The organism is Pseudomonas sp. FSL L8-0168 (genome assembly GCF_037976155.1).
GTDB classification, from domain to species: Bacteria; Pseudomonadota; Gammaproteobacteria; order Pseudomonadales; family Pseudomonadaceae; genus Aquipseudomonas; species Aquipseudomonas paracarnis.
This window is the reverse complement of the sequence record NZ_CP150262.1, coordinates 5,262,535-5,287,201: the sequence shown is the minus strand read 5'-3', so window position 1 is coordinate 5,287,201 and position 24,667 is coordinate 5,262,535. Positions and strand designations below refer to the sequence as shown.

The 24,667-nt window shown below is 61.5% G+C and carries 19 protein-coding genes; 9 read left to right on the top strand and 10 right to left on the bottom strand.

Features of this window, described 5'->3' with window-relative positions:
- Window positions 1–60: 60 nt before the first annotated feature.
- On the bottom strand, window positions 61–927 hold the full coding sequence (locus MHH62_RS24345; RefSeq protein WP_003195740.1) for a Tim44 domain-containing protein: 867 nt from the start codon (window positions 925–927) through the stop codon (window positions 61–63).
- Between the two features lie 217 nt (window positions 928–1,144).
- Complete coding sequence (uvrD, locus tag MHH62_RS24340; RefSeq protein ID WP_014720554.1) at window positions 1,145–3,328, bottom strand: DNA helicase II; 2,184 nt, start codon at window positions 3,326–3,328, stop codon at window positions 1,145–1,147.
- Between the two features lie 278 nt (window positions 3,329–3,606).
- On the opposite strand from uvrD, the gene MHH62_RS24335 reads away from it, so the two are divergent.
- The 3 genes from MHH62_RS24335 (at window position 3,607) to MHH62_RS24325 (ending at window position 7,912) form a co-directional block, all read left to right on the top strand.
- A complete protein-coding gene (locus MHH62_RS24335; RefSeq protein ID WP_014720553.1) occupies window positions 3,607–6,480 on the top strand; it encodes an EAL domain-containing protein in 2,874 nt (957 codons plus the stop codon).
- Window positions 6,481–6,642: 162 nt separating this feature from the next.
- Window positions 6,643–7,509, top strand: coding sequence for a transcriptional regulator HexR (gene hexR / locus MHH62_RS24330; RefSeq protein WP_003177007.1), 867 nt, complete (start codon window positions 6,643–6,645; stop codon window positions 7,507–7,509).
- 205 nt (window positions 7,510–7,714) lie between these two features.
- Window positions 7,715–7,912 carry a hypothetical protein gene (locus tag MHH62_RS24325; RefSeq protein ID WP_020302818.1) on the top strand — a complete coding sequence of 66 codons (198 nt, stop codon included), beginning with the start codon at window positions 7,715–7,717 and terminating at the stop codon, window positions 7,910–7,912.
- Here the strand turns inward: MHH62_RS24325 and MHH62_RS24320 are convergent.
- A complete protein-coding gene (locus tag MHH62_RS24320; RefSeq protein ID WP_014720552.1) occupies window positions 7,842–8,816 on the bottom strand; it encodes a LysR family transcriptional regulator in 975 nt (324 codons plus the stop codon). The two genes, MHH62_RS24325 and MHH62_RS24320, sit on opposite strands and share 71 nt — an antisense overlap.
- 196 nt (window positions 8,817–9,012) lie before the next feature.
- On the opposite strand from MHH62_RS24320, the gene MHH62_RS24315 reads away from it, so the two are divergent.
- Together MHH62_RS24315 and oadA are read left to right on the top strand one after the other, a co-directional pair.
- On the top strand, window positions 9,013–10,428 hold the full coding sequence (locus MHH62_RS24315; RefSeq protein WP_003195732.1) for an acetyl-CoA carboxylase biotin carboxylase subunit: 1,416 nt from the start codon (window positions 9,013–9,015) through the stop codon (window positions 10,426–10,428).
- 11 nt (window positions 10,429–10,439) lie between these two features.
- Complete coding sequence (gene oadA, locus MHH62_RS24310; protein ID WP_339232064.1) at window positions 10,440–12,248, top strand: sodium-extruding oxaloacetate decarboxylase subunit alpha; 1,809 nt, start codon at window positions 10,440–10,442, stop codon at window positions 12,246–12,248.
- 84 nt (window positions 12,249–12,332) lie between these two features.
- Here the strand turns inward: oadA and MHH62_RS24305 are convergent, their stop codons facing one another.
- A complete protein-coding gene (locus MHH62_RS24305) occupies window positions 12,333–13,634 on the bottom strand; it encodes an autotransporter outer membrane beta-barrel domain-containing protein (RefSeq protein WP_339232063.1) in 1,302 nt (433 codons plus the stop codon).
- A gap of 109 nt (window positions 13,635–13,743) precedes the next feature.
- Window positions 13,744–16,710 (bottom strand): autotransporter outer membrane beta-barrel domain-containing protein, encoded by a 2,967-nt coding sequence (locus MHH62_RS24300; protein WP_020302820.1) that lies wholly within the window; start codon window positions 16,708–16,710, stop codon window positions 13,744–13,746.
- 223 nt (window positions 16,711–16,933) lie between these two features.
- Between MHH62_RS24300 and MHH62_RS24295 the strand changes: the two genes are divergently transcribed.
- Window positions 16,934–18,274 (top strand): HipA domain-containing protein, encoded by a 1,341-nt coding sequence (locus tag MHH62_RS24295; protein ID WP_019818154.1) that lies wholly within the window; start codon window positions 16,934–16,936, stop codon window positions 18,272–18,274.
- Window positions 18,271–18,549: a helix-turn-helix transcriptional regulator gene (locus tag MHH62_RS24290; protein ID WP_014720548.1), complete on the top strand. Its 279-nt coding sequence runs from the start codon at window positions 18,271–18,273 to the stop codon at window positions 18,547–18,549. Before MHH62_RS24295 ends, MHH62_RS24290 begins: the two co-directional genes overlap by 4 nt.
- A gap of 3 nt (window positions 18,550–18,552) precedes the next feature.
- On the opposite strand, the gene MHH62_RS24285 is transcribed toward MHH62_RS24290, so the two are convergent.
- Entirely contained in the window at window positions 18,553–19,323 is a 771-nt protein-coding gene (locus tag MHH62_RS24285) for an amino acid ABC transporter permease (RefSeq protein WP_014720547.1), read from the bottom strand.
- Entirely contained in the window at window positions 19,320–20,141 is an 822-nt protein-coding gene (locus tag MHH62_RS24280; protein ID WP_014720546.1) for an ABC transporter substrate-binding protein, read from the bottom strand. Before MHH62_RS24280 ends, MHH62_RS24285 begins: the two co-directional genes overlap by 4 nt.
- 114 nt (window positions 20,142–20,255) lie before the next feature.
- Between MHH62_RS24280 and MHH62_RS24275 the strand changes: the two genes are divergently transcribed.
- Window positions 20,256–21,158, top strand: a complete 903-nt coding sequence (locus MHH62_RS24275; protein ID WP_014720545.1) for a homocysteine S-methyltransferase family protein — start codon at window positions 20,256–20,258, stop codon at window positions 21,156–21,158.
- A gap of 115 nt (window positions 21,159–21,273) precedes the next feature.
- Here the strand turns inward: MHH62_RS24275 and MHH62_RS24270 are convergent, their stop codons facing one another.
- Genes MHH62_RS24270 through MHH62_RS24260 form a run of 3 tightly spaced genes read right to left on the bottom strand, consistent with a single transcriptional unit; the run spans window position 21,274 to window position 23,037 of the window.
- Window positions 21,274–21,945 carry a GNAT family protein gene (locus tag MHH62_RS24270; RefSeq protein ID WP_014720544.1) on the bottom strand — a complete coding sequence of 224 codons (672 nt, stop codon included), beginning with the start codon at window positions 21,943–21,945 and terminating at the stop codon, window positions 21,274–21,276.
- A gap of 10 nt (window positions 21,946–21,955) precedes the next feature.
- Window positions 21,956–22,402: a GNAT family N-acetyltransferase gene (locus tag MHH62_RS24265; protein WP_014720543.1), complete on the bottom strand. Its 447-nt coding sequence runs from the start codon at window positions 22,400–22,402 to the stop codon at window positions 21,956–21,958.
- Window positions 22,399–23,037 carry an FMN-binding negative transcriptional regulator gene (locus tag MHH62_RS24260; RefSeq protein WP_116668494.1) on the bottom strand — a complete coding sequence of 213 codons (639 nt, stop codon included), beginning with the start codon at window positions 23,035–23,037 and terminating at the stop codon, window positions 22,399–22,401. The genes MHH62_RS24265 and MHH62_RS24260 overlap by 4 nt, the downstream gene beginning before the upstream one ends.
- Before the next feature lie 87 nt (window positions 23,038–23,124).
- Here MHH62_RS24260 and MHH62_RS24255 point away from each other — a divergent pair, with 87 nt between their 5' ends.
- Window positions 23,125–24,663, top strand: coding sequence for a PLP-dependent aminotransferase family protein (locus MHH62_RS24255; protein WP_019818147.1), 1,539 nt, complete (start codon window positions 23,125–23,127; stop codon window positions 24,661–24,663).
- Window positions 24,664–24,667 lie beyond the last annotated feature (4 nt).

Genomic DNA, 24,667 nt, shown 5'->3' with positions numbered 1-24,667 from the left:
AAATAGAAAACCCCGGACATGTCCGGGGTTTTTGTTACCGCTTGCTCAAACGCGCAGGTATTAGCCGTTCTGGCGGATACCGGCGACCAGCCATGGCTGGTCGTCGCCCTGGGCGCGTTCCATGTTCCAGCTTTCGCTGAACACTTCGCCCTGGTCGAAACGCGAGGACTTCGACACACCACTGAAGGTCAGGGTGGCGATGGTCTTGTCGGCGCGATCATCCACGCCGTCGAGCTGTACGCGCAGGTCGTCGATGTAGGTCGACTGGAAGGCGTCACCGATCTCGGCACGTTCGCGCTTGAGGAACTCCAGCAGTTGCGGGGTCACGAACTCGGAGATCTTGTCCATTTCGTTGGCGTCCCAATGCTGTTGCAGGGACTGGAAGTGGCTGCGGGCCGCTTCGACGAAACGCTCTTCGTTGAACCAGGCCGGTGCGTTGATCACCGGACGGGCGGCAGGGGCTGCCGAACCACCGAAGATCGAACCCATGGCAGGCTTCTGTTCGAACGCTTCACGCTGCATCGGCGCGCCGGCTGGAGCCAGGTGCTCCTGCTGCTTGCGGCGACGGGCGGCGATAAAGCGGAAGACCAAAAAGGCGATGACGCCCATGATCAGGATGTCGAAGATCTGCATGCCCTGGAAGCCGTCGCCCATGAACATGGACGCGAGCAGGCCACCGGCGGCGATGCCGGCCAGTGGGCCCAGCCAGCGCGAAGCACCGCCGGCCTTGGCAGCAGCGCCAGCGGCACCGGCTGCGCCTGCAGTAGCCGCAGCACCGCCCGCACCGGCGGATGGAGCCATTTGGCTGGTCTGGTGAGTCGGTGCCGCGCCCGAGCTTTTGCCGCCACCGAAGCGTTTGGCGTTGGCGTCGAGGCTCATCGTCAGGCCGATGCACAACGCCATGGCGATGCTAAGAAAACGTTTCATATAGGGAATTCCCATTTGTGGATTGCACGCGCGCCATGTTGCACAGGTGTCGTGGCAGTGGCTAGCGGCATAATGTTTCGGGCTTTTGCGTAAGACCAAATCCGAAGGGTCTGTAGGACTAATTACAGATATTGGCCCGCACGCCTCTAAAACAAGGGAGGGCCAATAATCTTCATGTTACGCAGTGTTTCATGATGGTGGGCTTATTGTGGCCAGCTCAGACCGCTTCGAGCTTGGCGTAACCCATCATCAGCCACTTGCTGCCCTCGGCGAAGTTCACCTGCACCCGGGCCTGGGCGCCGGCGCCTTCGAAGTTGAGGATCACGCCTTCGCCGAAGATCGCATGCTTGACCTGCTGGCCCAGGCTGAACGGGGTTTCCGGTATTTCGGAACCGGCAAACATGCTGCTGGAGTTCTGTTGCTGGCCACCGCCGAACGGGCGGCTGACGCTGTTGGACAAGCGCACTTCCTGGATCAGCCCCTTGGGCACCTCACGTACGAAGCGCGACACCTTATTGTAGGTTTCGCTACCGTACAGGCGTCGGGTCTCGGCGTAGGTCATCACCAGGTTCTGCATCGCCCGGGTAATGCCCACGTAGGCCAGGCGGCGTTCTTCTTCAAGGCGGCCGGGTTCTTCCAGGCTCATCTTGTGAGGGAACAGGCCTTCTTCCATGCCCACCAGGAACACGTAAGGGAATTCCAGGCCTTTGGCGCTGTGCAAGGTCATCAGCTGGATGCTGTCTTCATGCTCGTCGGCCTGGGTATCGCCGGCTTCCAGCGAGGCGTGGCCCAGGAAGGCGGCGAGCGGCGTCAGCTCTTCGTCGTCCTCGGTGTTTTCGAACGCACGAGCAGCGCTGACCAGTTCCTCAAGGTTTTCTACCCGGGCCTGGCCTTTCTCGCCCTTTTCCGCTTCGTGATAGGCGATCAGCCCGGACTGCTCGATCACGGTCTGAGTCATCAGGTGCAGTGGCATCTCTGCGCACTTGGCGGCCAGGTTCTCGATCAGCTCGACAAACACCCCCAACGCCCCGGCAGCACGGCCAGTCAGGCCTTTGTTGGCGATCAGCAAGCGCATGGCTTCCCACATCGACACATCGGCATGGCGCGCATGGTCGCGGATCGCTTCAACGGTTTTCTCGCCAATGCCACGCGCCGGGATATTGATCACCCGCTCCAGCGCCGCATCGTTACCACGGCCCTCAAGCAAACGCAGGTAGGCCATGGCGTTCTTGATTTCGGCACGTTCGAAGAAGCGCTGGCCGCCATAGATGCGGTAGGGGATGCGCTCGCGCAGCAACGCTTCTTCCAGCACCCGCGATTGGGCGTTGGAACGGTACAGAATCGCGATATCGCTACGGGCCAGGCCGGTTTTCAGTGCGCTTTCGATGGTTTCCACCACATAGCGCGCTTCATCGTGCTCATTGAACGCCGCGTACAGGTTGATCGCTTCGCCTTCCCCGCCGTCGGTCCACAACTCTTTGCCCAGGCGCCCGGTGTTGTTGGCGATCAAGGCGTTGGCCGCCTTGAGGATCCCGGCGGTGGAGCGGTAATTCTGCTCCAGGCGGATGGTCACCGCGTCCGGGAAGTCTTCGGAATACTGGTAGATGTTCTCGATTTTCGCGCCGCGCCAGCCGTAGATCGACTGGTCGTCATCGCCCACCACCATCAGGCTGTCGCCGCCCTTGGCCAGCAGGCGCAACCAGGCGTACTGCACGGCGTTGGTGTCCTGGAACTCGTCCACCAGGATATGGCGGAAGCGTTTCTGGTAATGGGCCAGCAAACCGGGGTTGTCGCGCCACAGGTCGAGGGCACGCAGCAGCAGTTCGGAGAAGTCGATGACGCCGGCGCGCACGCAGGCCGCTTCATAGGCCTCATAAATGCTGCGCATGGTGGCCAGGAACAGGTCGCCGCTGGCCTGGATATGTTGCGGGCGCAGGCCCTCGTCTTTCTGGCCGTTGATAAACCACTGCGCCTGACGCGCCGGCCAGCGTTGTTCGTCCAGGCCCAGTTCGCGGATCACGCGCTTGACCAGGCGTTGCTGGTCGTCGCTGTCGAGAATCTGGAAGGTCTGGCTCAGCCCCGCTTCCTGCCAATGCGCCCGCAACAGGCGGTGTGCCAGGCCGTGGAAAGTGCCTACCCACATGCCGGCCGGGCTGATGCCCATCAACTGCTCGATGCGATGACGCATCTCGGCAGCGGCCTTGTTGGTGAAGGTCACCGACAGGATGGAATGCGGGGACGCGTTTTCGACCTGGATCAACCAGGCGATACGGTGCACCAGCACTCGGGTTTTACCGGAGCCAGCACCGGCCAGGACCAACTGACGGCCAACGGGGGCCGCTACGGCCTGGCGTTGGGCATCGTTGAGGGAGTTCAGCAAAAGAGAGAGATCATCGCGCATCGACGCATTCTATGGGCCTTGGGGGGCCTGGGCAAATCCCAATGCCGGATGGTCGATGCAAAACGCCTGCAGGCTAGCGACGCGGCGAACATTCTGACGGGGGTGATGACCGGTTGGTCATCGGCCGCAACCCGTGCCGTGTCTTGCTCAAGCGGTCTGGACCAAAGGTTTGCGGCCAATCGCAGCAGGTTTTTTATGACTTGTAGCAGTTTGGCCCAGGCGCTTGCTTGTGTATGCTCCGTCGACGTTTCGGGCTCACCATTATAAGAACACCGCCTATGACCCTTAGCACCGACCTGTTTGGCCCCTCGCCGGCCCCAGCACAGGTCATCCGTAAACACTATGCAACCCAAATCGCGGTTGAGCGCACGCGCCTGCTCTATCAGGGCTCGTTGCTGCCGACGCTGCTGATGCTGGTCAACGGCCTGGTCTGCGCCTGGTTGCTGTGGAACCCCAATCAATACCTGCTGGACAGCGTCTGGCTGCTCTGGCTGCTGGCCCTGGTGGCGATGCGCGTGATTCAAGTAGCGGCCTTTGACTCGGCCATGCCCAGCCGGCAGGCCCAGCCCGTGTGGCGCCGTATGTTCATGCTCGGCTCGGCGGTCAGTGGCCTGACCCTCTCGGCTGCGGCCATTGCCCTGGTGCCCACGGACAGTTTCATGCATCAAGCCTGGGTGTTTGGCCTGATCGGCGCCGCCACCTTGTCGGCCAGCGTTGCCTATGCCGTGAGCTTTTGGGCCTACCTGTCGTTTGCCTTGCCGTGCCTGGTGCCGGCCATCGTCTACCTGTTCTGGAATGGCACACCGCAGCAACAAGGCTGGGGCGTGCTCGGGCTGATCCTGCTGGCGTCCCTGAGCCTGGTGGCGTGGCAGGTCAACCGCCTGATCCAGCGCGGGTTGTTGCGCCGTTTCCAGAACCAGGCCCTGATCGAGCATTTACAGCAGGCGCAGCAACGCAGTGAGCAGTTGAACCAAGACCTGGTGCGCGAAGTCGAGCAGCGCCGCGAGGTGGAGCAGAACTTGCGTGAAGCCCAAGTCGGCTTGCAAGACCGTGTGGCGCAACGCAGCCAGCAATTGGATGCTGCCAGCCTCGCCTTGAGTAAAAGCGAAGCGCGCCTGGCCATGGCCCTGCAAGCCAGTGAACTGGGCCTGTGGGACTGGAACCTGCAAACCGACGAGGTCCACCACACGCAACTCAAGGAGTTGTTTGGCCTGGAGCCCGAATACGTCACGGCGATGCTCAGCCACCTCAAACCGCGCTTGCACCCCGACGATCTGCCACTGCTCAAGCACGCGCTGGTAGAGCACCTCAAGGGTCGCAGCGAGGACTATCAGGTGGAATACCGGATACGTCATGGCGATGGGCATTGGGTGTGGATCGAAGACCGCGGGCGCGCCGTGGAGCGCACGCCCAGTGGCCGCGTTATCCGTATGCTGGGCACGCGTCGCGATATCAGTGCCAGCAAGGCCGTAGAAGAGCAGCAACGCCTGGCTTCGACGGTGTTCGAGGCGGCCAGCGAAGGCATTGTGATCCTCGACCCGAACTACGCGCTGATCGCCGTGAACCAGGCGTTCAGCCGCGTCACCGGCTTTGACATCGACGACATGCTTGGCCGCAACGTCGTGGAACTGCCCTGCAGTCGCGATGCGCGGCGCCACTTCCCGCTGATCCGCCAGGCATTGCTCAGCCATGGCACCTGGCAGGGCGAATTGGTGGAGACGCGCAAGAACGGCGAACTGTACCCGCAGTGGCTACAACTGAACGTGGTGCGCGATGTGCGGGGAAACGTCAGTCATATCGTAGGCTTCTTCGCCGATCTGTCCGCCCGGCGCGAGTCGGAGGAGCGCATGCGCTACCTCACCCACTACGACGAGTTGACGGGCCTGGCCAACCGTTCGCTGTTTCGCGAACGGCTGCGCGAGGCTCACCAGCGCGTGCGCCAAGGCGGTCGCAGCCTTGCGCTGCTGCATATCAACCTCGACCGCTTCAAATTGCTTAATGACAGCCTGGGCCATGAAGTGGCCGACCAACTGCTGCAGAAAATGGCGCGACGCTTGATCAACGCGCTGCCGGAGGCCGACACCATTGCGCGCCTGTCCGGTGATGAATTCGCCGTGTTGTTTGACGCCTATGGCAACCTATCGAGCCTGGCGCGGGTGGCGACCCGGCTGCTGGCGAAATTGCGCGTGCCGGTGAATGTGGAGGGGCATGAACTGGTGGTCAGCGCCTCGATGGGCGTCAGCCTGTTGCCGGATAACGCACGGGAAATTTCTGCACTGGTCAGCCAGGCGAATATGGCGATGCAGCACGCCAAGCATTTGGGCGGGAATAATTTCCAGTTCTTCACCGACAGCCTGCAAGCCAGCACCCTGGAGCGTTTGCAGCTGGAAAACCACCTGCGCAAAGCCATCGACGAGCGTCAGCTCACGGTGTTTTACCAACCCAAGCTGTGCCTGGCGACGGGAAAGCTGAAGGCTGCCGAGGCGTTGGTCCGCTGGGAGCATCCGCAGTGGGGCATGGTGCCGCCGAGCGACTTTATCGGTTTGGCGGAAGAAACCGGCTTGATCGTGCCGTTGGGCGAGTTTGTGCTGCGCCAGGCCTGCTGGCAGGCCTGCGAATGGCAGCGTCAGGGGCTGGCGCCGATTCGCGTGTCGGTCAACTTGTCGGTGCATCAGCTGCGCCAGGGCAAGCTGGTCAGCCTGGTACGCCAAGTGCTGGAAGAAACCGCACTGGACCCGCAATACCTGGAGCTGGAACTGACCGAAAGCCAGTTGCTCGACAGCGTTGAACACATCATCGCCACCTTCCAGCAACTGCGTGACCTGGGGGTGAAGCTGGCCATCGACGACTTTGGCACCGGTTACTCATCCCTCAGCTACCTCAAACGCATCCCGGTGGACTACGTAAAGATCGACCAGGCCTTTATTCGCGGGCTTGGTCAGGGACGCGAAGATGCGGCGATCACCCGTGCGATCATCGCCATGGCTCACGGGTTGGCGCTCAAGGTAGTGGCCGAAGGCGTGGAGGATCAGCAGCAGCTGGATTTCCTGCGCGGCGAGCAGTGTGACGAGGTACAGGGTTACCTGATCAGCCCGCCCATGCGGGCCGAGGGGCTGGCAGATTTGTTACGTAAAAATGCAGATTTTTCTTAGCGCAGCGTAGGCCGCCTTTATGGCTACATAGCGCCTGCCCGCTGAATCAGGGGGGAGTAGGGCGATTTAGTGATGCATCACACGGGCAAAACGACAATTCTTGTAGTATAACTACAAGCTTGCTACATCCCTGGCGCCTGCCAATAACAAGAGTCCTGCCCTTTGAACCTGTTGCAACATATCGCCCAGTCGCGCCACCTGTTACGCAAATCGGAACTCAAGGTTGCCGATCATGTGCTGCTTGACCCTGCGGCCGTGATGCACAGTTCCATGGCCGACCTGGCCCACAGCGTGGGCATCAGTGAGCCGACCATCGTGCGCTTCTGTCGCGCCATTGGGTGCTCCGGGTTTCAGGATCTGAAACTCAAGCTGGCGCAAAGCCTGGCTGCTGGTGCGAGCTTCGGCCAGTTTGCAATCCATGAAGACGACTCCGTCGCCGACTACAGCCTGAAAATCTTTGACACCACCTTGCACACCTTGATGGAAGTGCGCGAGAAGCTCGACCCGGTGGAGCTGCAAAAGGCCGTGACCGCGATGTCCCAGGCCCAGCGCGTCGAGTTCTACGGCTTCGGTGCGTCCGGCGCGGTGGCGGCCGATGCCCAGCACAAGTTCTTCCGCCTGCTGCTGACCGCCGCGGCCTACAGCGACCCGCACATGCAGGCGATGTCGGCGGTGACCTTGAAGCCCACAGACGTGGCCATCTGCATTTCCCAATCAGGTCGTTCCAAAGACCTGCTGATCACCGCCAACCTGGTGCGTGAGAGCGGTGCGTCGTTGATCACCCTGTGCCCAAGCCAGACGCCATTGGCGGAGCTCTCCACGGTGAACCTGGCGATCGACGTGCATGAAGACACCGAAATCTACACGCCGCTGACCTCGCGCATTGCCCACCTGGTGGTCATCGACGTGTTGGCGATGGGCGTGGCCATGGCCCGTGGCCCGAGCCTGGTCAACCACCTCAAGAGCGTGAAGCGCAGTTTGCGCAGCCTTCGCCTCTCGCCAAAATCCGTCAAAGCCCTCGACGACTGAGGGTCTGTGGGAGCTGGCTTGCCTGCGATAGCGGTCTGCCAGTTACCCTCTTCATTGCCTGATACACCGCCATCGCAGGCAAGCCAGCTCCCACATGGATTTGCGCCAGCTTCGCAAGATTCATCATCCTGTAACCCCCGCGCCGCCAAACCGTCATCCCCCGCGCCCATCCTGTACTCCCCGTACTCGCATTGGGAGACTCCAAATGACCCGGCCCTACGAAGACAGCAACAGCACCGTCAAGACCCGTCGTCAGCAGGAAGACCAGCGCCGCATGGCGTTCCGTCGCGCCATCGAAGACCGTTGCGAGGAGCGCCAGTTGCTCCAGAGCATCAGTGACTACCCGGAACTGCATTGGCAGGCACCCGTGGCTGCCCAGCGAAACGCTCAGCCAACGCGCTGATCTGCACCCGTTCGCTGCGAATAAAGCCCAGGAACGCATGGGCCACCGGTGACAGGCGTTTAGCCTTGGCCTGCACCAGGCACCAACTGCGGTACAGCGGCAGTTCTTCCACCGGCAGCTCCTTGAGCCCGCCGGTGGCCAGCTCCAGGTTCAAGGCGTGGCGCGTCAGCAGGGCCACGCCCAACCCTGCCGCCACACACTCACGCTGCGCCTCCGCCGAGGCCACCTCTACCGTTTGGGTGAAGTGCACGCGTTTTTCCTTGAAGTATTCTTCGCAGGCCAGCCGCGTGCCAGAGCCCGGTTCGCGGATGAGCAGGGTATAAGGCTCCAGGTCTTGCAGGCGCAGCGGCCCTTGCAGGCTCAAGGGATGATCCGGCAATGCCACGGCCACAATCGGGTTGTTGAGAAACGGCAGGAACTCCAGGCCCATGTCCTGGGGCACCATGGACATGATCACCAGGTCATCACGGTTGTCCGAGAGCCGGCGGATTACCTGGGCACGGTTGACCACCGTGAGCTGCAATTGCACTTCCGGATGCTGGCGCTTGAAGGCGGCGAACAGGTGCGGCACGAAATACTTGGCGCTGGACTCCACCGCCAGTTTCAGTTGGCCTTGCAGTGAACCCTGCATGTCCGACAGCTGCATATCGAGGTTTTCCAGGCGCCCGAAAATATCGCGGCTGGCCCGTTGCAAGGCTTCGGCGGCCTCGGTCATGTAGAGTTTTTTGCCGACATAGTCGAACAGCGGCTGGCCGACCAGTTCTTCCAGCTGGCGAATTTGCAGGCTGACCGCCGGTTGGGTGAGTGACATTTCCTCGGCGGCACGGCTGTAGGAACGCAAATCACACACTTCATTGAAGATCTGCAATTGACGCAATGTCATACGCATCAATGACTTACGCATTTTATAAGCCCTTGGCTCTTCGGTCGTCCGGCCAACTATAAGTCTTTACTTATACACAACCCAATAATTATTGATTTTTGTTAATTCTCCTGTGCGCATAGTGTGTGTCTCGCGACTGTCATGAAACATTTGGTCACGCGCCGACCCGCCTCAAGCGGGTCGAAGAACGCAGCAATCGGCTCAAGGGAATTTCCAAGTGATAAAAAAGATCCTGATCGCCAACCGTGGTGAAATTGCCGTACGAATCGTGCGTGCCTGCGCCGAGATGGGCATTCGCTCGGTCGCGGTTTATTCGGACGCCGACCGCCACGCGTTGCACGTCAAGCGTGCCGACGAAGCCCACAGCATCGGTGCCGAGCCACTGGCCGGTTACCTGAACCCGCGCAAGCTGGTGAACCTGGCGGTGGAAACCGGCTGCGATGCGCTACACCCCGGCTACGGCTTCCTGTCGGAAAACGCCGAATTGGCAGATATCTGTGCCGAGCGCGGCATCAAGTTCATCGGCCCGTCGGCAGAAGTGATTCGCCGCATGGGCGACAAGACCGAAGCGCGCCGCAGCATGATCAAGGCCGGTGTGCCAGTCACGCCGGGCACCGAAGGCAACGTTGCCGACATCCATGAAGCCCTCACCGAAGGCGACCGTATCGGTTACCCGGTGATGCTCAAGGCCACCTCCGGTGGTGGCGGCCGTGGCATTCGTCGTTGCAACAGTCGCGAAGAACTCGAGCAAGCCTTCCCCCGCGTGATTTCCGAAGCCACCAAGGCCTTCGGTTCGGCGGAAGTGTTCCTGGAAAAATGCATCGTCAATCCCAAGCACATCGAGGCGCAGATCCTCGGTGACAGCTTTGGCAACGTGGTGCACCTGTTCGAGCGTGATTGCTCGATCCAGCGTCGCAACCAGAAGCTGATCGAAATTGCCCCCAGCCCACAGCTGACCCCCGAACAGCGCGCCTACATCGGCGACCTGTCGGTGCGCGCGGCCAAGGCTGTGGGCTACGAGAACGCCGGTACCGTGGAGTTCCTGCTCGCCGAGGGCGAGGTGTACTTCATGGAGATGAACACGCGGGTGCAGGTGGAACACACCATCACCGAAGAAATCACCGGCATCGATATCGTTCGCGAGCAAATCCGCATCGCCTCCGGCCTGCCGTTGTCGGTCAAGCAGGAAGACATCCAGCACCGGGGTTTCGCGTTGCAGTTTCGTATCAACGCCGAAGACCCGAAGAACAACTTCCTCCCAAGCTTCGGCAAGATCACCCGTTACTACGCCCCCGGCGGTCCCGGCGTGCGGACTGACACGGCGATCTACACCGGTTACACCATCCCGCCGTTCTACGACTCCATGTGCCTGAAACTGGTGGTGTGGGCGTTGACCTGGGAAGAAGCCATGGACCGCGGCCTGCGTGCCCTGGACGACATGCGCCTGCAAGGCGTGAAGACGACCGCCGCCTACTACCAGGAAATCTTGCGCAACCCGGAATTCCGTAGCGGCCAGTTCAATACAAGCTTTGTGGAAAGCCACCCTGAGCTGACCAACTACTCGATCAAGCGCAAACCCGAAGAGCTGGCCCTGGCCATCGCCGCCGCCATCGCCGCCCACGCAGGCCTGTGAGGAATATAACAATGAGCAAGAAGATCTTCGTAACCGACACCATCCTGCGCGACGCCCACCAATCGTTGCTGGCCACCCGCATGCGCACCGACGACATGCTGCCGATCTGCGACAAGCTCGACAAAGTCGGCTACTGGTCCCTGGAAGTCTGGGGCGGCGCAACCTTCGACGCCTGTGTGCGCTTCCTCAAGGAAGACCCGTGGGAGCGCCTGCGCCAACTGCGCGCCGCACTGCCTAACACGCGCCTTCAAATGCTGCTGCGCGGCCAGAACCTGCTGGGCTACCGCCATTACAGCGACGACGTGGTCAAGGCCTTCGTGGCCAAGGCGGCGGTCAACGGTATCGACGTGTTCCGCATTTTCGATGCGATGAACGATGTGCGTAACCTGCGCGTGGCCATTGAAGCGGTCAAGGCCGCTGGCAAACATGCACAAGGCACCATCGCCTACACCACCAGCCCAGTGCATACCGTGGAAGCGTTCGTGGCCCAGGCCAAGCAATTGGAAGCCATGGGCTGCGACTCCATCGCGATCAAGGACATGGCCGGCCTGCTCACGCCCTACGCCACTGGCGAACTGGTCAAGGCACTCAAAGCCGAGCAGAATCTGCCGATCTTCATCCACTCCCACGACACCGCCGGTCTGGCCGCGATGTGCCAACTCAAGGCCATCGAAAACGGTGCCGACCATATCGACACGGCCATCTCCAGCTTTGCCTGGGGCACCAGCCATCCGGGCACCGAGTCGATGGTAGCGGCCCTTAAAGGCAGCGAGTTCGACACCGGCCTCGACCTGGAACTGCTGCAAGAGATCGGCCTGTACTTCTATGCCGTGCGCAAGAAGTACCACCAGTTCGAGAGCGAATTCACCGCCGTCGACACCCGTGTGCAAGTCAACCAGGTGCCGGGCGGGATGATCTCCAACCTGGCCAACCAGCTCAAAGAGCAGGGCGCTCTTAACCGCATGAGCGAAGTGTTGGCCGAGATTCCACGAGTGCGTGAAGACCTTGGCTTCCCGCCGCTGGTAACGCCGACCTCGCAGATCGTCGGTACCCAGGCGTTCTTCAACGTGCTGGCCGGTGAGCGCTACAAGACCATCACCAACGAAGTGAAGCTCTATCTGCAAGGCGGTTACGGCAAGGCGCCGGGCACGGTGAACGAAAAACTGCGCCGCCAGGCCATCGGCAGCGAAGACGTGATCGACGTGCGCCCGGCGGATTTGCTCAAGCCGGAAATGACCAAGCTGCGCGGTGAAATCGGCGCATTGGCCAAGTCCGAAGAAGACGTGCTGACCTACGCCATGTTCCCGGACATCGGGCGCAAGTTCCTCGAAGAGCGCGACGCCGGCACCTTGGCTCCTGAAGTGCTGTTGCCGATCCCTGAAGCGGGCGGCATGGCCCGTGCTGGCGGCGAAGGCGTACCGACCGAATTCGTTATCGACGTGCACGGCGAAAGCTACCGCGTGGATATCACCGGTGTCGGCGTGAAGGCCGAAGGCAAGCGTCACTTCTACCTGTCCATCGACGGCATGCCGGAAGAAGTGGTGTTCGAACCGCTCAACGAGTTTGTCAGCAGCGGCGGCAGCAAGCGCAAGCATGCCACCGAACCGGGCCATGTCAGCACGGCGATGCCGGGCAATATCGTCGATGTGCTGGTCAAGGTCGGCGACGTGGTCAAGGCCGGCCAGGCCGTGCTGATTACCGAAGCCATGAAGATGGAAACCGAAGTGCAGGCAGCGATTGCCGGCAAGGTGAGCGCTGTACATGTGGCCAAGGGCGACCGGGTGAATCCTGGCGAAATCCTGATTGAGATCGAAGGCTGATCACAGCCTTCGAGACTGACGTTTAATCCTCGGGGGGGCAGGTGCTCCCCTTTTTTTTCGCCTGAAATTCAGGCGTTCCCGGGCTTAGAAGCTCATTTTCCACTGGCCCATCAGGCCTTGGTCGTGGCCATGGTTGCCGGCTTGGCTGGTATAGGTCAGGCCGACGCTGTGTTGGGTGGACAAGGCAAGGTCCAGGCCTGCTTGCAAGTCAAAGCTATCGCGGTCCAGGGCGGTGCCAGTGATGGTGTAACCGTCGATCAGGCCTGGCGCATAGCGCGAGGTTTGGCGGACCTGGCTATTGACGTCGCCATACAGGTGCTTCCAGCTCGTACTTAGGTGAGGCGTGAGGCTCATGTTGTTGTCGAAGCGATACAGCGTTGCCAGGCGCAGGCCAAAGGTGCTGTTCAAGTTTCGCTGGGTTTGTGGGCCGACGTTCAATGCGGTTACGCCGCCGCTCTCTTTGAAACGGTCGCGCTGATAGCGTTGGTAGCCGAGGCCGACGAAGGGTTCGACAGTGGAATCACCGCTGCCCAATTGATAGCCGAGTTCGGAGAACAGTGTCTGGCTGCTGGCGTTGTATTTGCTTTTGAGCGAGTCGTGGTAATTGAGCAGGCTGACGCTGCGTTTGTTCTGCCCGGCATGGTTGCTGTAGATCGCCCCCAGGCGCAGGGCGAAGGGGCCGTCCTGGCGCACGGCGTAGCCGCCCAAGTGCCAGCTGTCCAGGTTGGCGGCATAACGCGGGGCATCGAAGTGGCTGGAGGTCTTGGCGCCCATGACACCCACCCGCCAGGCATGGTCGAGCGCCCAGTCGGCGCCCAGCAACAGGCCTTGGGTATCGTGCTTCAAGCCGGCGCTGCCGTGTTGTGCGTCTAGGCTGCCGCCGTTGCCCAGGCCTTGCACCCAGAAGTGGCCGTCGTCGTCAGTAGGCAGTGTGCGCAGGGTGGCGAGCAATTGGCGGCTCAGGTGCTGGGTGGTGGCCTGGGTTGCGGTGGCCAGGTTGGCGTTTTGGCTGGCGGCCAGTTGCTCAAGGGCTGCGCCGACCCCTCCGGGTTGCTTGCTCAATTGCTCAAGTGATTTTTGCAGCTCCTTGAGGTCTTCCGAGTCCAACTCGCCGGAGGCCACCAGTTGAATCACTGCCGGCTCCAGCACCTTGGCGACCTGCAGGCCGTTGTGCGAAGTGGCCTGCTGGGTGAGGAATCCGTCGAAGGGCGGTGGAATGGGCGGCGCTTCGAACTTGGGTATAAACGCCCCGCTATAGTCGGTGGCGTCGTAGGGATGGTTCTCATAGGGCTTGTATTCGATATCGCCTCGCGCGTGGGCGGGCTGAAAACTCGCGGCCACTGCCAGGCCGATGACGATTGCGGTTCTTTGAAGTGTAAAGGGCATGAATTCCCAACCTCTGATGAATGAGGCCGGGAATTTAGGCGAGGTGCGGGGGGATAACTGTCAGGCTATCGACCACCGTTTTGCGGGAGTTGTCTCTAGTACGGTGCGATTAAAAACTCATCTGCCATTGGCCGGTCAGCGCATGGTTGCGGCTGTTGCTGCCCACTTCGCCGGTATAGCCCAGGCCCAGGCGATGACGGACGGATAAGCCGACGTCCAGGCCCGCTTCGAGCAACAGGCTGTCCCGATCCAGCGCACTGCCTTGCACATTGAAGACGGTGCCACCGGCCAGGAAAGCCTGGCGTGTGGTGCTGTCGACATCGCCATAGGTGTGCTTCCAGCCAACGCTGGCACGGGGTGTGAGGCTGACGCCGTTGTCCAGCTGGCTCAGGTGCGCCAGGCGAAGGCCGAAGGTGCTGCTGAAGTTGTCCTGGGTCTGGCCCTCGACATGCAACGCAGCGGCGCCGCCTTTTTCGTTATAGCCGTCGCGTTGGTAGCGCTGGTAGCCGAGGTTGGCGAACGGTTCTGCGCTCAAGCGGCCACTACCCATGGCGTAGCCCAGTTCAGCGAAAGCCTGCTGGCTGTTGGCGTCATAGTCGCCCTTGGGGCGGTCGTTAAAACCGTTGAAGGCCACCGTGCGTTTACTGTCGCCCTGATGCCCGCTGTAGGCCGCACCCAGGCGCAAGGCCAGTGGGCCGCTCTGGCGCAGGGCATAGACGCCGGCGTGCCAGCTGTCGACGCTGCCGTCCACACCGGTGGTGTCCAGGTCGGTCTTGGAGTAACCGCCCAGCACACCCAGGCGCCAGTCACTATCCAGCGCCCAATCGGCGCCGAGCACTGTACCTTTGGTGCGTTGGGTCAAGCCGTTACTGCCGTGCTCGCCATCGAGCTTGCCGTAGCTGCCGATGCCTTGCAGCCACAGGCGGCCGCGCGCGTTCGGGTCATTGAGGTTGCGCACCTCGGCGGGCACGCCGGTGGCGGCCAGTACCGGCGTATCTTGGTCATTGAGCCCCACCAGCAGTCCCGCACCGCCACCCACCTGGTGCATGGCGGCGAGCATGCTGTGGCCCACTTGCGCACTGGCATTGAGGGTGGCGCTGGTGAGGTTGGCGGTGCTACTGCCCGCCAGTTGCTCGATGGCTGCCCCGGCTGTGGCGCTGGTGGTATTGAGCAGGGCGTTGTACAGCGGGTTGTTCGTGCCCAGGCCTGCCAGGCTGTTGGCGGCGCTGGCGCCATTGCCGGTGCTGGCGAATTGGTTGAAGGCGATGTCGTTACGGGTGTATGTAAGGCCGACCTGAGTGGCGCTGTAATCCAGGGTTGGGGTCAGGAAGGCGTAGTCGCTGGTGACCTTGCCAAACGTGCCATTGATGCTGCCGGCTTGCAGCACGCTGTAATGGCTTTGCCAGGGGTAGGTGCCTTCGCCGGGGTTGACCGCCAGGGTCGCGCCATTGAGGTAAGCGGTGCCGCCGACCTTGATCGGCGCGCTGCTGCCGTCGGCGTTGACGCCATAGGCCAGGATCGAGCCGCTGCCCATGCGCAAGTCGCGGTTGATGGTGGCGGTGCCCAACGCGGTGTTGGTCTGCAGGGTGCCGTTCACCACCAGGCTGCCCACCGAGCCGCCGCCGGCATACACACCGCCTGTGTCGACCGTCACGTTACCGGTAATCCCGCCTTGGTTGACCAGCTTGGCACCGGTGGAAATCTTGCCGCCGTCGCTGAAATCACCCTGGCCGGTCAACGTCCAGGTACCTTGCTTGACCTCCAGCCATTCAAGGTTGCGGCTGTCGCCAAAATTGCCCCCTGCGACGTCGTCCAGGGTCAGTCGGTCGTAACCGCTACCGCCGTCCACCGAGCCGATAAAGCGGCTGCCGTTGCGCAAGATCAGTTGGTCATCGCCGCCGCCCAAATCCAGGGCCAGGCCATTACTGCCGCTGATCGTGCCGCTATTGATAACCGTGTCGGCGTAGTTGCCGACGAACTTCACGCCAAAGCCATCCAAGCCTTGAATCGTGCCGTGGTTCTCCAGGGTGGTGGCCGCGAGCCCCGGCCCGTCGCTGCCGTCGTCCACCAGGATGGCATTGTTGGCACCACTGACCAACGCGCCTTTGGCGTTGTAGAGAGAGCCACCGCCCAGGGCGATCCCTTCGCTGCCGTTGGCAAAGCCGTTCTTGTCGACACCCCCGGCGCCGACACCCTGGATGACGCCGTAGTTTTCGATATGGGCGATCTTGTCGATGTCCACGCCGTCACCGTCGCCATCCGGTTGCAGCCCGGAGAACGCGCCGGTGATGGTGCCGTGGTTGATCACAGTGCCGTCGCCATCGGAACCAAAGCCCGAGCCGTTGCGGCCGATCACCGTGCCGTAGTTGGTCAGCGTGGCGCCCTCGTCCGTGGTGATGCCATGGCGGCCACCGGAAATCAGGCCATAGTTGGTCACCGTCACGCCGCTGGCGGAGTCGATGTCCACGCCATCGAACTTGTCATCGCGGGAGAAGGTGTTGCCGGTGGAGATCTCACCGTAGTTAGTGATAGAGGCGTTGGCGCCAGTCTTCATGCCGTCGCTGGCCTCCCCGCGAATCAAGCCACCGGCACGGTTGATGATCGTGGTGGTGACGTTGCTGCTGCGCAGCGCATCCAGGTCCAGCCCTTGGCCGGTGGCCGAGCGAAGGGTGCCGCTGTTGTCGATCAGCACGCTGCCGCTGACAACGTTACTGTTGATGCGCAACGCATCATTGGCACCTTGAATCACCCCACCGGCAAGGTTGTAAATGCTGTACCTGCGCTCCCCGCTGACGTTCCCCGAACTGTCGATACCCCGACCGCCACTGGAGACCAGCTTGCCCGCGTTAGTCACCACCACCCCCGCACCGCGGGTGCCGTCCTTGAGCGTCACCGCCACCCCGGAGGTTGTAATGCTGCCAGGCGCCGACGTGGTCAACGTATCACTGCCACCCAGGGTTTGCCCCTGTGTCGTAGGCGTGTCGATCTGCAGGGTCTTGGCTGCGGCTGCTTCAATGAAACCGCCGCTGGCCAACAGGGTGATGGCGAGCGCGAGGCGTTGTGGACACGGGGGCATGCTGGGCGACCTTGTTATGGCAAGCGAGTCGACTGGTATAGCGCAAGGTCGTTGCAGAAATGTGTCGCAGTGATGACGGTCAAGTCGTATGCATTAAATTGCATATCTCCAGGTCTTTCCCCTCCATATCTGCATTTTAATGCATATATAAAGACACTCTATGAGTGAGAAATGCACTATATTGCATGTGTCGCTCTCATCACTGCTTAGCAGGTGCACTAAATTGCAGAAAGACACCGCTTACTCTTTGACGCTGCAAATTTTCACCGCCGGGCACTGGCATGATGCTATGCGGCTTGAATTTCCTGAACCGCAACGGGGTTTTGTCGGGCCCTGCAGGTTTCATTACCGCCAGGATTATCTGGCCGATCACCTCGAAGAGATCCAGCAGCCTTTTTGCTACGCGGCCAGTGCCCGGTTCCCGCTGGATTGGGACGTTACGGTGCTCAAGTCAGCCCCCGCTTTTTTGCACGATATCGCGCCAGCCGGCGCGGCCAAGCGCTTTTTGATGCAGCGTCTTGGTCGTGAGAAACCCCAGGCCATCGATGACGACTTGTTCTTGCTGGGGCGCAGTACGCCGGCGCCGATTGGCAACATGCGGATCAAGGAGTCCATCCAAGCCCTGGGCGGTGAAACCCCGATGGGGTTTGCACGACATGAGGTCGTCAGTCGCGATAGCCGTTTCCTGGAATATGCCTATGAACAAGGTGCTGCCATCGGCGGTGCTACCGGAGCAGGGGGCGAGGCACCGAAATTGTTGATGACCCAAGGCGTAGATGGCTTGCTGTATCCAGACGCGATCCTGAATGACGCTGACGTCGCTCAGCACTGGTTCATCAAGTTCGCGCGCAACCAGGCTACGCAGACTGATCAAGATATCCTGCGAAGTGAGTACCACTATTACCGGGCGCTTGAGTCTCTTGGCATCGAAACGGTCGCCACCCAAGGGCTGGCGCTGGAAGAGGCGACAAAACCCAGCCTGTGGATGCATCGTTTTGATCGCAGGCTGGGTGAGGGCGGTGTTGAACGGCTGGCCGTCGAGTCGATCTATTCCTTGGCCGGTGTGACCACCCCTGGCAGCTACATGGATCATCTGGAGGTGGTGAGGCTGTTGGTCGATCAATGGCGAGCGGTGGGACAAGAGGACCACGTCGCAGATCTGGTCGCAGAGTACCTGCGCCGGGATTTGCTGAATAAAGTGCTGGGTAATTCGGATAACCACGGCCGCAATACATCGATCATCCGCGAGCCCAAGGCGCTGCGCCTGGCCCCCATTTATGATTTGGCACCCATGGTAATGGACGCTGAAGCCGTCACTCGAACCACCAAATGGCCCAAACCCTTGGAACTCGCCGGGGATATCAATTGGCGAGCGGTATGCGAGGCTCTGGCCGACCTCGTCGACCCCGAGCAAAGCTTTGAACGCCTGCGACAAACAGCCGAGCACCTGCGTGCATTACCGGATCTTCTGGTGGCCAGTGGCGTGCCCGCTGTGACCTTGAATCACCCAAGCATCCCATTAGGGAAACTGGACCTGCGTCTCAGGCAGTGGGGGTTGAGATGACGATTAGCATGGATGCTCGTGCGTTGTTGATCGACAGCGTCGAACAAGGCTTGGCCGGTGGCTCGCTTGAGCTGGGCTCCGCCGTACGCCGCCTGCGCATCGAAGTGACCGGCCTGCACCAAAGCCAGTTCGCCAGAATGTGCAAAATTTCGGTGCGTACCCTGGTGCATATCGAACATGGCGATGGCAACCCAACCCTGAAATCGCTGAATGCCGTGTTTCGGCCCTTCGGTTTGCAGATGGGCGTGGTCAAGGTGCGGCGCAACAGGCCCTGACCGTCAACCGCGCCGCACGTAGCCCTTGCCGAAATGCCGCTCCATCCGCGCCTGGATCAATTCGAGCCCCAGGGACATCACCCAATAAATGATCGCCGCCGTCGTGAGCATCTCGATATAGCGGTAGCTTGAGCGGCCATAGGACTGCGCCAGAAACATCACTTCCCACACGCCCATCACCGAGATCAGGGAGGAGTCCTTGAGCATCGAGATGAACTGGTTGGTGGCCGGCGGGATGATGGTGCGCATGGCCTGGGGCAGGGTCACGTGCCAGAAGATCGCCCTGTCGCGCATGCCCAGGGCCAGCGCGGCCTCGCGTTGGCCGTGGGGCACGCCGAGGATGCCGGCGCGGAAAATCTCGCTCAGGTAGGCGCCGTAATTCAGTGACAACGCGATGATCCCGGCGACGATGGCGCCTGGCACCAGCCCCAATTGCGGCAGGCCCAGGTAGATCAACAGGATCTGGATCAGCAGCGGCGTGCCGCGAAAGAACGAGGCGTAGAAACTGGCGATGCCGAACGCCACGGCACTTTTGGACAGGCGCCCCAACGCGGTGATAAAGCCCAGCACCGACGACGCGACAATGGCGCACAGGCACAAGAACAGCGTCAGCGCCGCGCCTTGCAGGAAGCCGTTGGGCGCAAGGTGCAGGCCGACCAGGTTGGGCAGCTTGTCGAGGATGATCGAGAACTTCAGGTCAAAGCTCAGGAAGAAACTCGCAAACAGCGCGAACAGCGCCGCCCAGGTCAGGTAAAGCCGTAGGCGAAAACTCATCGGCTGATATCGGCGCCGATCCATTTTTGCGACAGCGCGCTCAAGGTTCCGTCCTGCTTGAGCTGGGCGAAGACCTCACGCACTTTGCTGTCCCACTGCGGGTCGCCTTTCTCGATGGCCACCGAGTTGGGCTCCGAGTACAGCGGCGCACCGGCGAGCTTGAAACGCTTGTCCTGGGTCAGGCGCGGCTGTGCGGTGACCAGGTTGGTGAGGATCGCATCCAGGCGCACGCCAGCGCCCAGGCCCAGATCCTGGAACGCCACGTTGTCGGTGTCGTACGGGGCGATCTGCACCTCCTCGAACGGGTACTGCAACTGCGTGTCTTCGGCGCCTTCGATCACCAGGTTCTTGTTCAGGTAGCTTTCGTAGCTAGAGGCGCTGGTGAGGCCGACCTTCTTGCCGCTCAGGTCCCGGGCGTCGTGGATGCGGTCGTCCTTGGCATTGACCACAATCACGGCGGGCGAGGCGTAGTACTCCACCGGGAAGTCGAACACCTCGGCGCGTGCCTTGCTTGGGGTCATGGAACAGATGCAGATGTCGTAGCGCCCGCTCCAGCGGCCGGCGGCGATCACGTCCCAGGACGGAGTTTCCAGGCGCAACTTCACGCCCAGTTTTTGCGCCACGGCCTTGGCCACGTCCACGTCGAAACCGTCGAGCTGGTTCTGGTCATTGAGAAATGAAAACGGCGGATAGCTTTCCATCAGCACGCCGACCAGTTCTTTTTTCTGCTCGACACGATCCAACGTGGCACCGCCAAAGGCTTGGGTTGAAGCAGCCAACATCGTCAGGCCCAGGGCCAACAGCGGTCTGAATTTCAAAATCGAACACCTGAATAAAAAAGAGGTTGTTATTAACCGAACGGTACGCATTAAATAGTTATAAGAACGACTCTCATAGTGAGTTATTTTCATAAGCATATGAGTAAAAAGCATATGGGTGCAGTAAGCACAGTAATTCTCGATGGTGGCATGGGCCGTGAACTGCAACGCCGTGGGGCGCCGTTCCGTCAGCCGGAATGGTCGGCACTGGCCTTGAGCGAAGCGCCGCAAGCGGTGGAGGCGGTGCACGCGGCCTACATCGACAGCGGCGCCAATGTGATCACCAGCAACAGTTACGCGGTGGTGCCGTTCCATATCGGCGAAGCGCGGTTCGCCCAAGAAGGGCAGGCGCTCGCCGCCCTGGCCGGTGAGTTGGCGCGACGGGCGGTGCAGGCCTCCGGTAAAGCCGTGCAGGTAGCCGGCTCACTGCCGCCGCTATTTGGCTCTTATCGCCCAGATCTGTTCCAGGCCGAGCGCGTCAGTGAGTTGCTCACCCCCTTGGTGAACGGCCTGGCCCCGCATGTCGATCTGTGGCTGGCGGAAACCCAGAGCTCAATCGCTGAAGCACGGGCGATCCATGCCGGGCTGCCTAAGGATGGCAAGCCGTTCTGGCTGTCGTTTACCTTGAAAGACGAAGACACCGACGAGGTGCCGCGCCTGCGCTCCGGCGAACCGGTGGCGGACGCAGCCGAGGCGGCGGCGCAACTGGGGGTGCAGGTATTGCTGTTCAACTGCAGCCAGCCGGAAGTGATCGGCGCGGCGATTGACGCTGCCCGCCAGACCTTCGACCGTTTGGGTGTAGCGATTCAGATCGGCGCCTACGCCAACGCTTTCCCGCCGCAACCCAAGGAAGCCACGGCCAACGATGGCCTGGACCCGTTGCGCGATGACCTCGACCCACCCGGCTACTTGCAATGGGCGGCCGATTGGCAAGCGCGCGGCGCTAGCCATCTGGGTGGATGCTGCGGCATCGGACCGGAGCATATTGCGGTGCTGGCGCAGCGCCTGACCGACTGATTCACCGCTAGTCAAACCTGTGGGAGCTGGCTTGCCTGCGATGGCATCAACTGGTTTTGCCTGATACACCGAGGTGTCTGTATCGCAGGCAAGCCAGCTCCCACACATGTGAGTATTAACCCCGACACTCTGTGAGTGTCTTCAACTGGCCCGACCCACTCTGGTTCGCCTGCGACAACCACGCCTCAAACCCGGCACCGACCTTCGGCCATTCCGAATCCAGGATCGAATACCACGCCGTATCGCGGTTCTGCCCTTTGACCACCATGTGCTGGCGGAACACCCCTTCAAAACTGAACCCCAAGCGCTCGGCTGCGTACTTGGACCGCGCGTTGCCGTTGTTGCACTTCCACTCCAGCCGACGGTAGCCCTGCTCGAACGCATATTTGGCCAGCAGGTACACCGCTTCGGTGCTTTTCGGCGAGCGCTGCATCGGTGCGCCGAAGGTGACGTGGCCGATTTCGATACGGCCTTGCGCCGGGACGATGGACATCAGGCTGAGGATGCCCTGAACCTGGCCCGTTGCGCGGTCGATCACGCTGAAAAAGTACGGGTCGCTGTGGGCGGCGTGGTTGTTCAACCAGGCGTCGAAGGCACTGCGCTCGGTGAACGGGCCGTAGGGCAAGTAATCCCACAGCTTCGGGTCGGCCCCTGGGCCTTCAAGGGCTTGCCACAGTTGATCGGCATGGCGCGCCGGGTCGAGCTTTTCCAGGTGGATAAAACGCCCTTCAAGCAGTTGCGCAGTCGGCGCCGGGACGCCTTTCCAATCAGCGAGGGAAGTGATCATGCTGTGCTCCTTAAAGACCTTTGCGAAATTGGATGAAGCCTGGGCGTTCGGCGATGCGCTCGTAGAGTTGGATCGCGGTGGCGTTGGTCTCGTGGGTCAACCAGTGCACTTTGCAGCAGCCATCGGCCTTGGCGGTGGCGTAGACGAATTCGATCAGCTTGCGACCTACGCCCGTGCCACGTTGGGTCGGGTCCACCAGCAAATCCTGCAGGTAGCAGGAGTTCTCGATGCTCCAGTTGGAGCGATGGTAGATGAAGTTGACCATGCCCACCGCCTTGCCGTCCTGCCAGGCCAGTGCCGAATGGGTCGGCTCGCGGGGGTCGATCAGGCGTTGCCAGGTGCTTTGGCTGACGGCGTCCGGCAGTTCGGTGTTGTAGAACGCCAAGTAGGCCTGCCACAGCGGCAGCCAGGCGGCTTGGTCGGCGGCTGTAACCTGGCGAATGTCGATCAAGCTCATTCTGAAGCTCCTTGGGGAATAAAGCGGGCGAGGGTCTGGTCACGTACATCGGCACTGGCGGCCAGGCCGTCACGCACACCGGCCATGTCGGCGGCGCTGCGGTTCTGGCTGAGCTTGCGTTTGCCCACCAGGCGCTCGATCGGCAGGGCAAAGCCGACGATGGCCTTGAGCATGCCGTCAATGTAGTCCGCCGGTGCGTCGCTGACACGCCAGGGTTGGGCGCGGCCGCTTTCATGGCGGTCGGTGAGGGCGGTGACCACCTTGAGCAAGCGCTCGGCGTCGCTGAATACCGCAGGCGTGCCATAGGCGTGCACGGCGATGTAGTTCCAGGTCGGGACCACTTTGCCGTGCTCGGCCTTGGCGGGGTAAAACGCCGGGCTGATATAGGCGTCGGCACCGGCGAAGATCACCAGCGCTTCACCGCCATTTTGCAGCTCGCGCCATTGCGGGTTGGCTTTGGCCAAGTGACCGTACAGCGTGCCATTGGGCCCTTCATCGGGGTTGAGCAGCAAGGGCAAGTGGCTGGCTTGCAGGCCGTTTTCACCCACGGTTACCAACTGCGCCAGACGGGTGTGCTGGATCAGTTGCTGGATTTCGGGCAAGTCATCGAGAGCAAAGGCGCGGGGTGTGTACATGGAGATTTTCCTTGGCGAATGCCTGCATCCTAGGCAGGCTATTGGTTCGTTGTAAGAGCCATCTAGCGCTATTTTTATAGGTCCAATATGCCGCCTGTTTCGCCACCGTTGTCCTTCAACCCCGCCGGTATCGAGCTGGACCGCCGCCAGGGCCTCACGCGCCAGCTGTATGAGGCCCTGCGCCAGCGGGTATTGGATGGGCGATTGGTCAGTGGCACGCGGCTGCCCGCTACCCGTGATCTGGCGGCGGCCTTGTCGATTTCCCGCAACAGCGTGGTGCGCGCCTACGATCAGCTGTACGCGGAGGGGTTTATCGAAAGCCGGGTCGGTGATGGCACCTATGTTGCCCAATTGCCGATGGCCGAAAAACTATCCACAAAAGTATCCACAGGGTTGTCAACAGGCTTATCCCCAGGCTTATCCACAAAATGGGCGAATTTGCCCGAGGATTTAGATGACGAAGTTATCCACAGCGCCGGTTTGGCACGGGTAAAAGACCATCATCTGCCTCAGCCGCCGTTGGGACCGCCCCGGGCATTTCGCGTGGGCGTACCCGCCTTCGATCTGTTCCCGTTTGAGGTATGGGCCAAGCTGAATGGGGCGTTCTGGCGCAAACCCGACCTGGAACAGCTGTGCTATGGCGACCCGGCCGGTGACGGTCGCCTGCGCGGTTTGATCGCCGCGTACCTGCGCAGCTCGCGCGGCATGCAATGCACGGCTGAACAAATTGTGATCACCAGCGGCGCACAGCAGGCCATTAGCCTTTGTGCACAGTTGCTGGTGGAGCCTGGGGATGGCGTGGCGGTGGAAAACCCTGGCTATCGCGCGGCCGGCCATGCATTCGCTTTGGCCGGCGGGCGACTGCATGGCGTGCCGGTCGACGGCGAGGGCATGGATTGCCAGGTGCTCAGTACCCTCAATGATTGCCGCGTGGCGTATGTCACGCCTTCCCATCAGTACCCGCTGGGCGTGGTGATGAGCCTGGCTCGGCGCCTGGAATTGCTGGCCTGGGCCGAACGTTCAGGCGGTTGGATCGTGGAAGACGATTACGACGGCGAGTACCGCTACAGCGGCGCGCCGCTGTCACCGTTGGCCGCGCTGGATCGCAGTGGCCGCGTGCTGTATGTGGGCACCTTCGGCAAGGTGGCGTTCCCGGCGTTGCGCCTGGGTTATCTGGTGTTGCCACCGGGCCTGGTGCAAGCCTTCACCCGGCGCCGCGCCGTGGACGTGCGTCACTCCGAAGTCAGCACCCAGGCGGTGATGGCCGAGTTCATGGCGGCGGGGCACTTCCAGCGCCACATTCGTCGGATGCGTCGCGCCGCGCTCAGCCGGCGCAATGCGTTGTTGGCCGGATGGCCCACCGGGTTGCCCGGGGTCGGCGCGTTGCCAAATGCCGCGGCGGGTTTGCACATCACGGTGCGGGTGGACAGCCTGGCCCGGGAGCAGGCGTTGCTCGCTCAGGCCCGTGCAGTGGATGTCGAGATCAATGGTTTGAGCAGCTATTGGCTGGCTGGCACACGCCCGCCACCGGACCAGCATGCTGGCCTGGTGATGGGGTTTGCCGCCGTGCCGGAGGCGGCCATTGCGCAGGCGCTGGCGCGTTTGCGTCAAGCGTGGAAGGCGTAGCCGA

What these genes read in the sequence shown, in the direction of transcription:
- MHH62_RS24345 (WP_003195740.1), bottom strand. Translation starts at nt 927, where the DNA reads ATGAAACGTTTTCTTAGCATCGCCATGGCGTTGTGCATCGGCCTGACG.
- uvrD (WP_014720554.1), bottom strand. Translation starts at nt 3,328, where the DNA reads ATGCGCGATGATCTCTCTCTTTTGCTGAACTCCCTCAACGATGCCCAA.
- MHH62_RS24335 (WP_014720553.1), top strand. Translation starts at nt 3,607, where the DNA reads ATGACCCTTAGCACCGACCTGTTTGGCCCCTCGCCGGCCCCAGCACAG.
- MHH62_RS24325 (WP_020302818.1), top strand. Translation starts at nt 7,715, where the DNA reads ATGACCCGGCCCTACGAAGACAGCAACAGCACCGTCAAGACCCGTCGT.
- MHH62_RS24320 (WP_014720552.1), bottom strand. Translation starts at nt 8,816, where the DNA reads ATGCGTAAGTCATTGATGCGTATGACATTGCGTCAATTGCAGATCTTC.
- oadA (WP_339232064.1), top strand. Translation starts at nt 10,440, where the DNA reads ATGAGCAAGAAGATCTTCGTAACCGACACCATCCTGCGCGACGCCCAC.
- MHH62_RS24305 (WP_339232063.1), bottom strand. Translation starts at nt 13,634, where the DNA reads ATGCCCTTTACACTTCAAAGAACCGCAATCGTCATCGGCCTGGCAGTG.
- MHH62_RS24300 (WP_020302820.1), bottom strand. Translation starts at nt 16,710, where the DNA reads ATGCCCCCGTGTCCACAACGCCTCGCGCTCGCCATCACCCTGTTGGCC.
- MHH62_RS24290 (WP_014720548.1), top strand. Translation starts at nt 18,271, where the DNA reads ATGACGATTAGCATGGATGCTCGTGCGTTGTTGATCGACAGCGTCGAA.
- MHH62_RS24285 (WP_014720547.1), bottom strand. Translation starts at nt 19,323, where the DNA reads ATGAGTTTTCGCCTACGGCTTTACCTGACCTGGGCGGCGCTGTTCGCG.
- MHH62_RS24275 (WP_014720545.1), top strand. Translation starts at nt 20,256, where the DNA reads ATGGGTGCAGTAAGCACAGTAATTCTCGATGGTGGCATGGGCCGTGAA.
- MHH62_RS24270 (WP_014720544.1), bottom strand. Translation starts at nt 21,945, where the DNA reads ATGATCACTTCCCTCGCTGATTGGAAAGGCGTCCCGGCGCCGACTGCG.
- MHH62_RS24265 (WP_014720543.1), bottom strand. Translation starts at nt 22,402, where the DNA reads ATGAGCTTGATCGACATTCGCCAGGTTACAGCCGCCGACCAAGCCGCC.
- MHH62_RS24260 (WP_116668494.1), bottom strand. Translation starts at nt 23,037, where the DNA reads ATGTACACACCCCGCGCCTTTGCTCTCGATGACTTGCCCGAAATCCAG.
- MHH62_RS24255 (WP_019818147.1), top strand. Translation starts at nt 23,125, where the DNA reads ATGCCGCCTGTTTCGCCACCGTTGTCCTTCAACCCCGCCGGTATCGAG.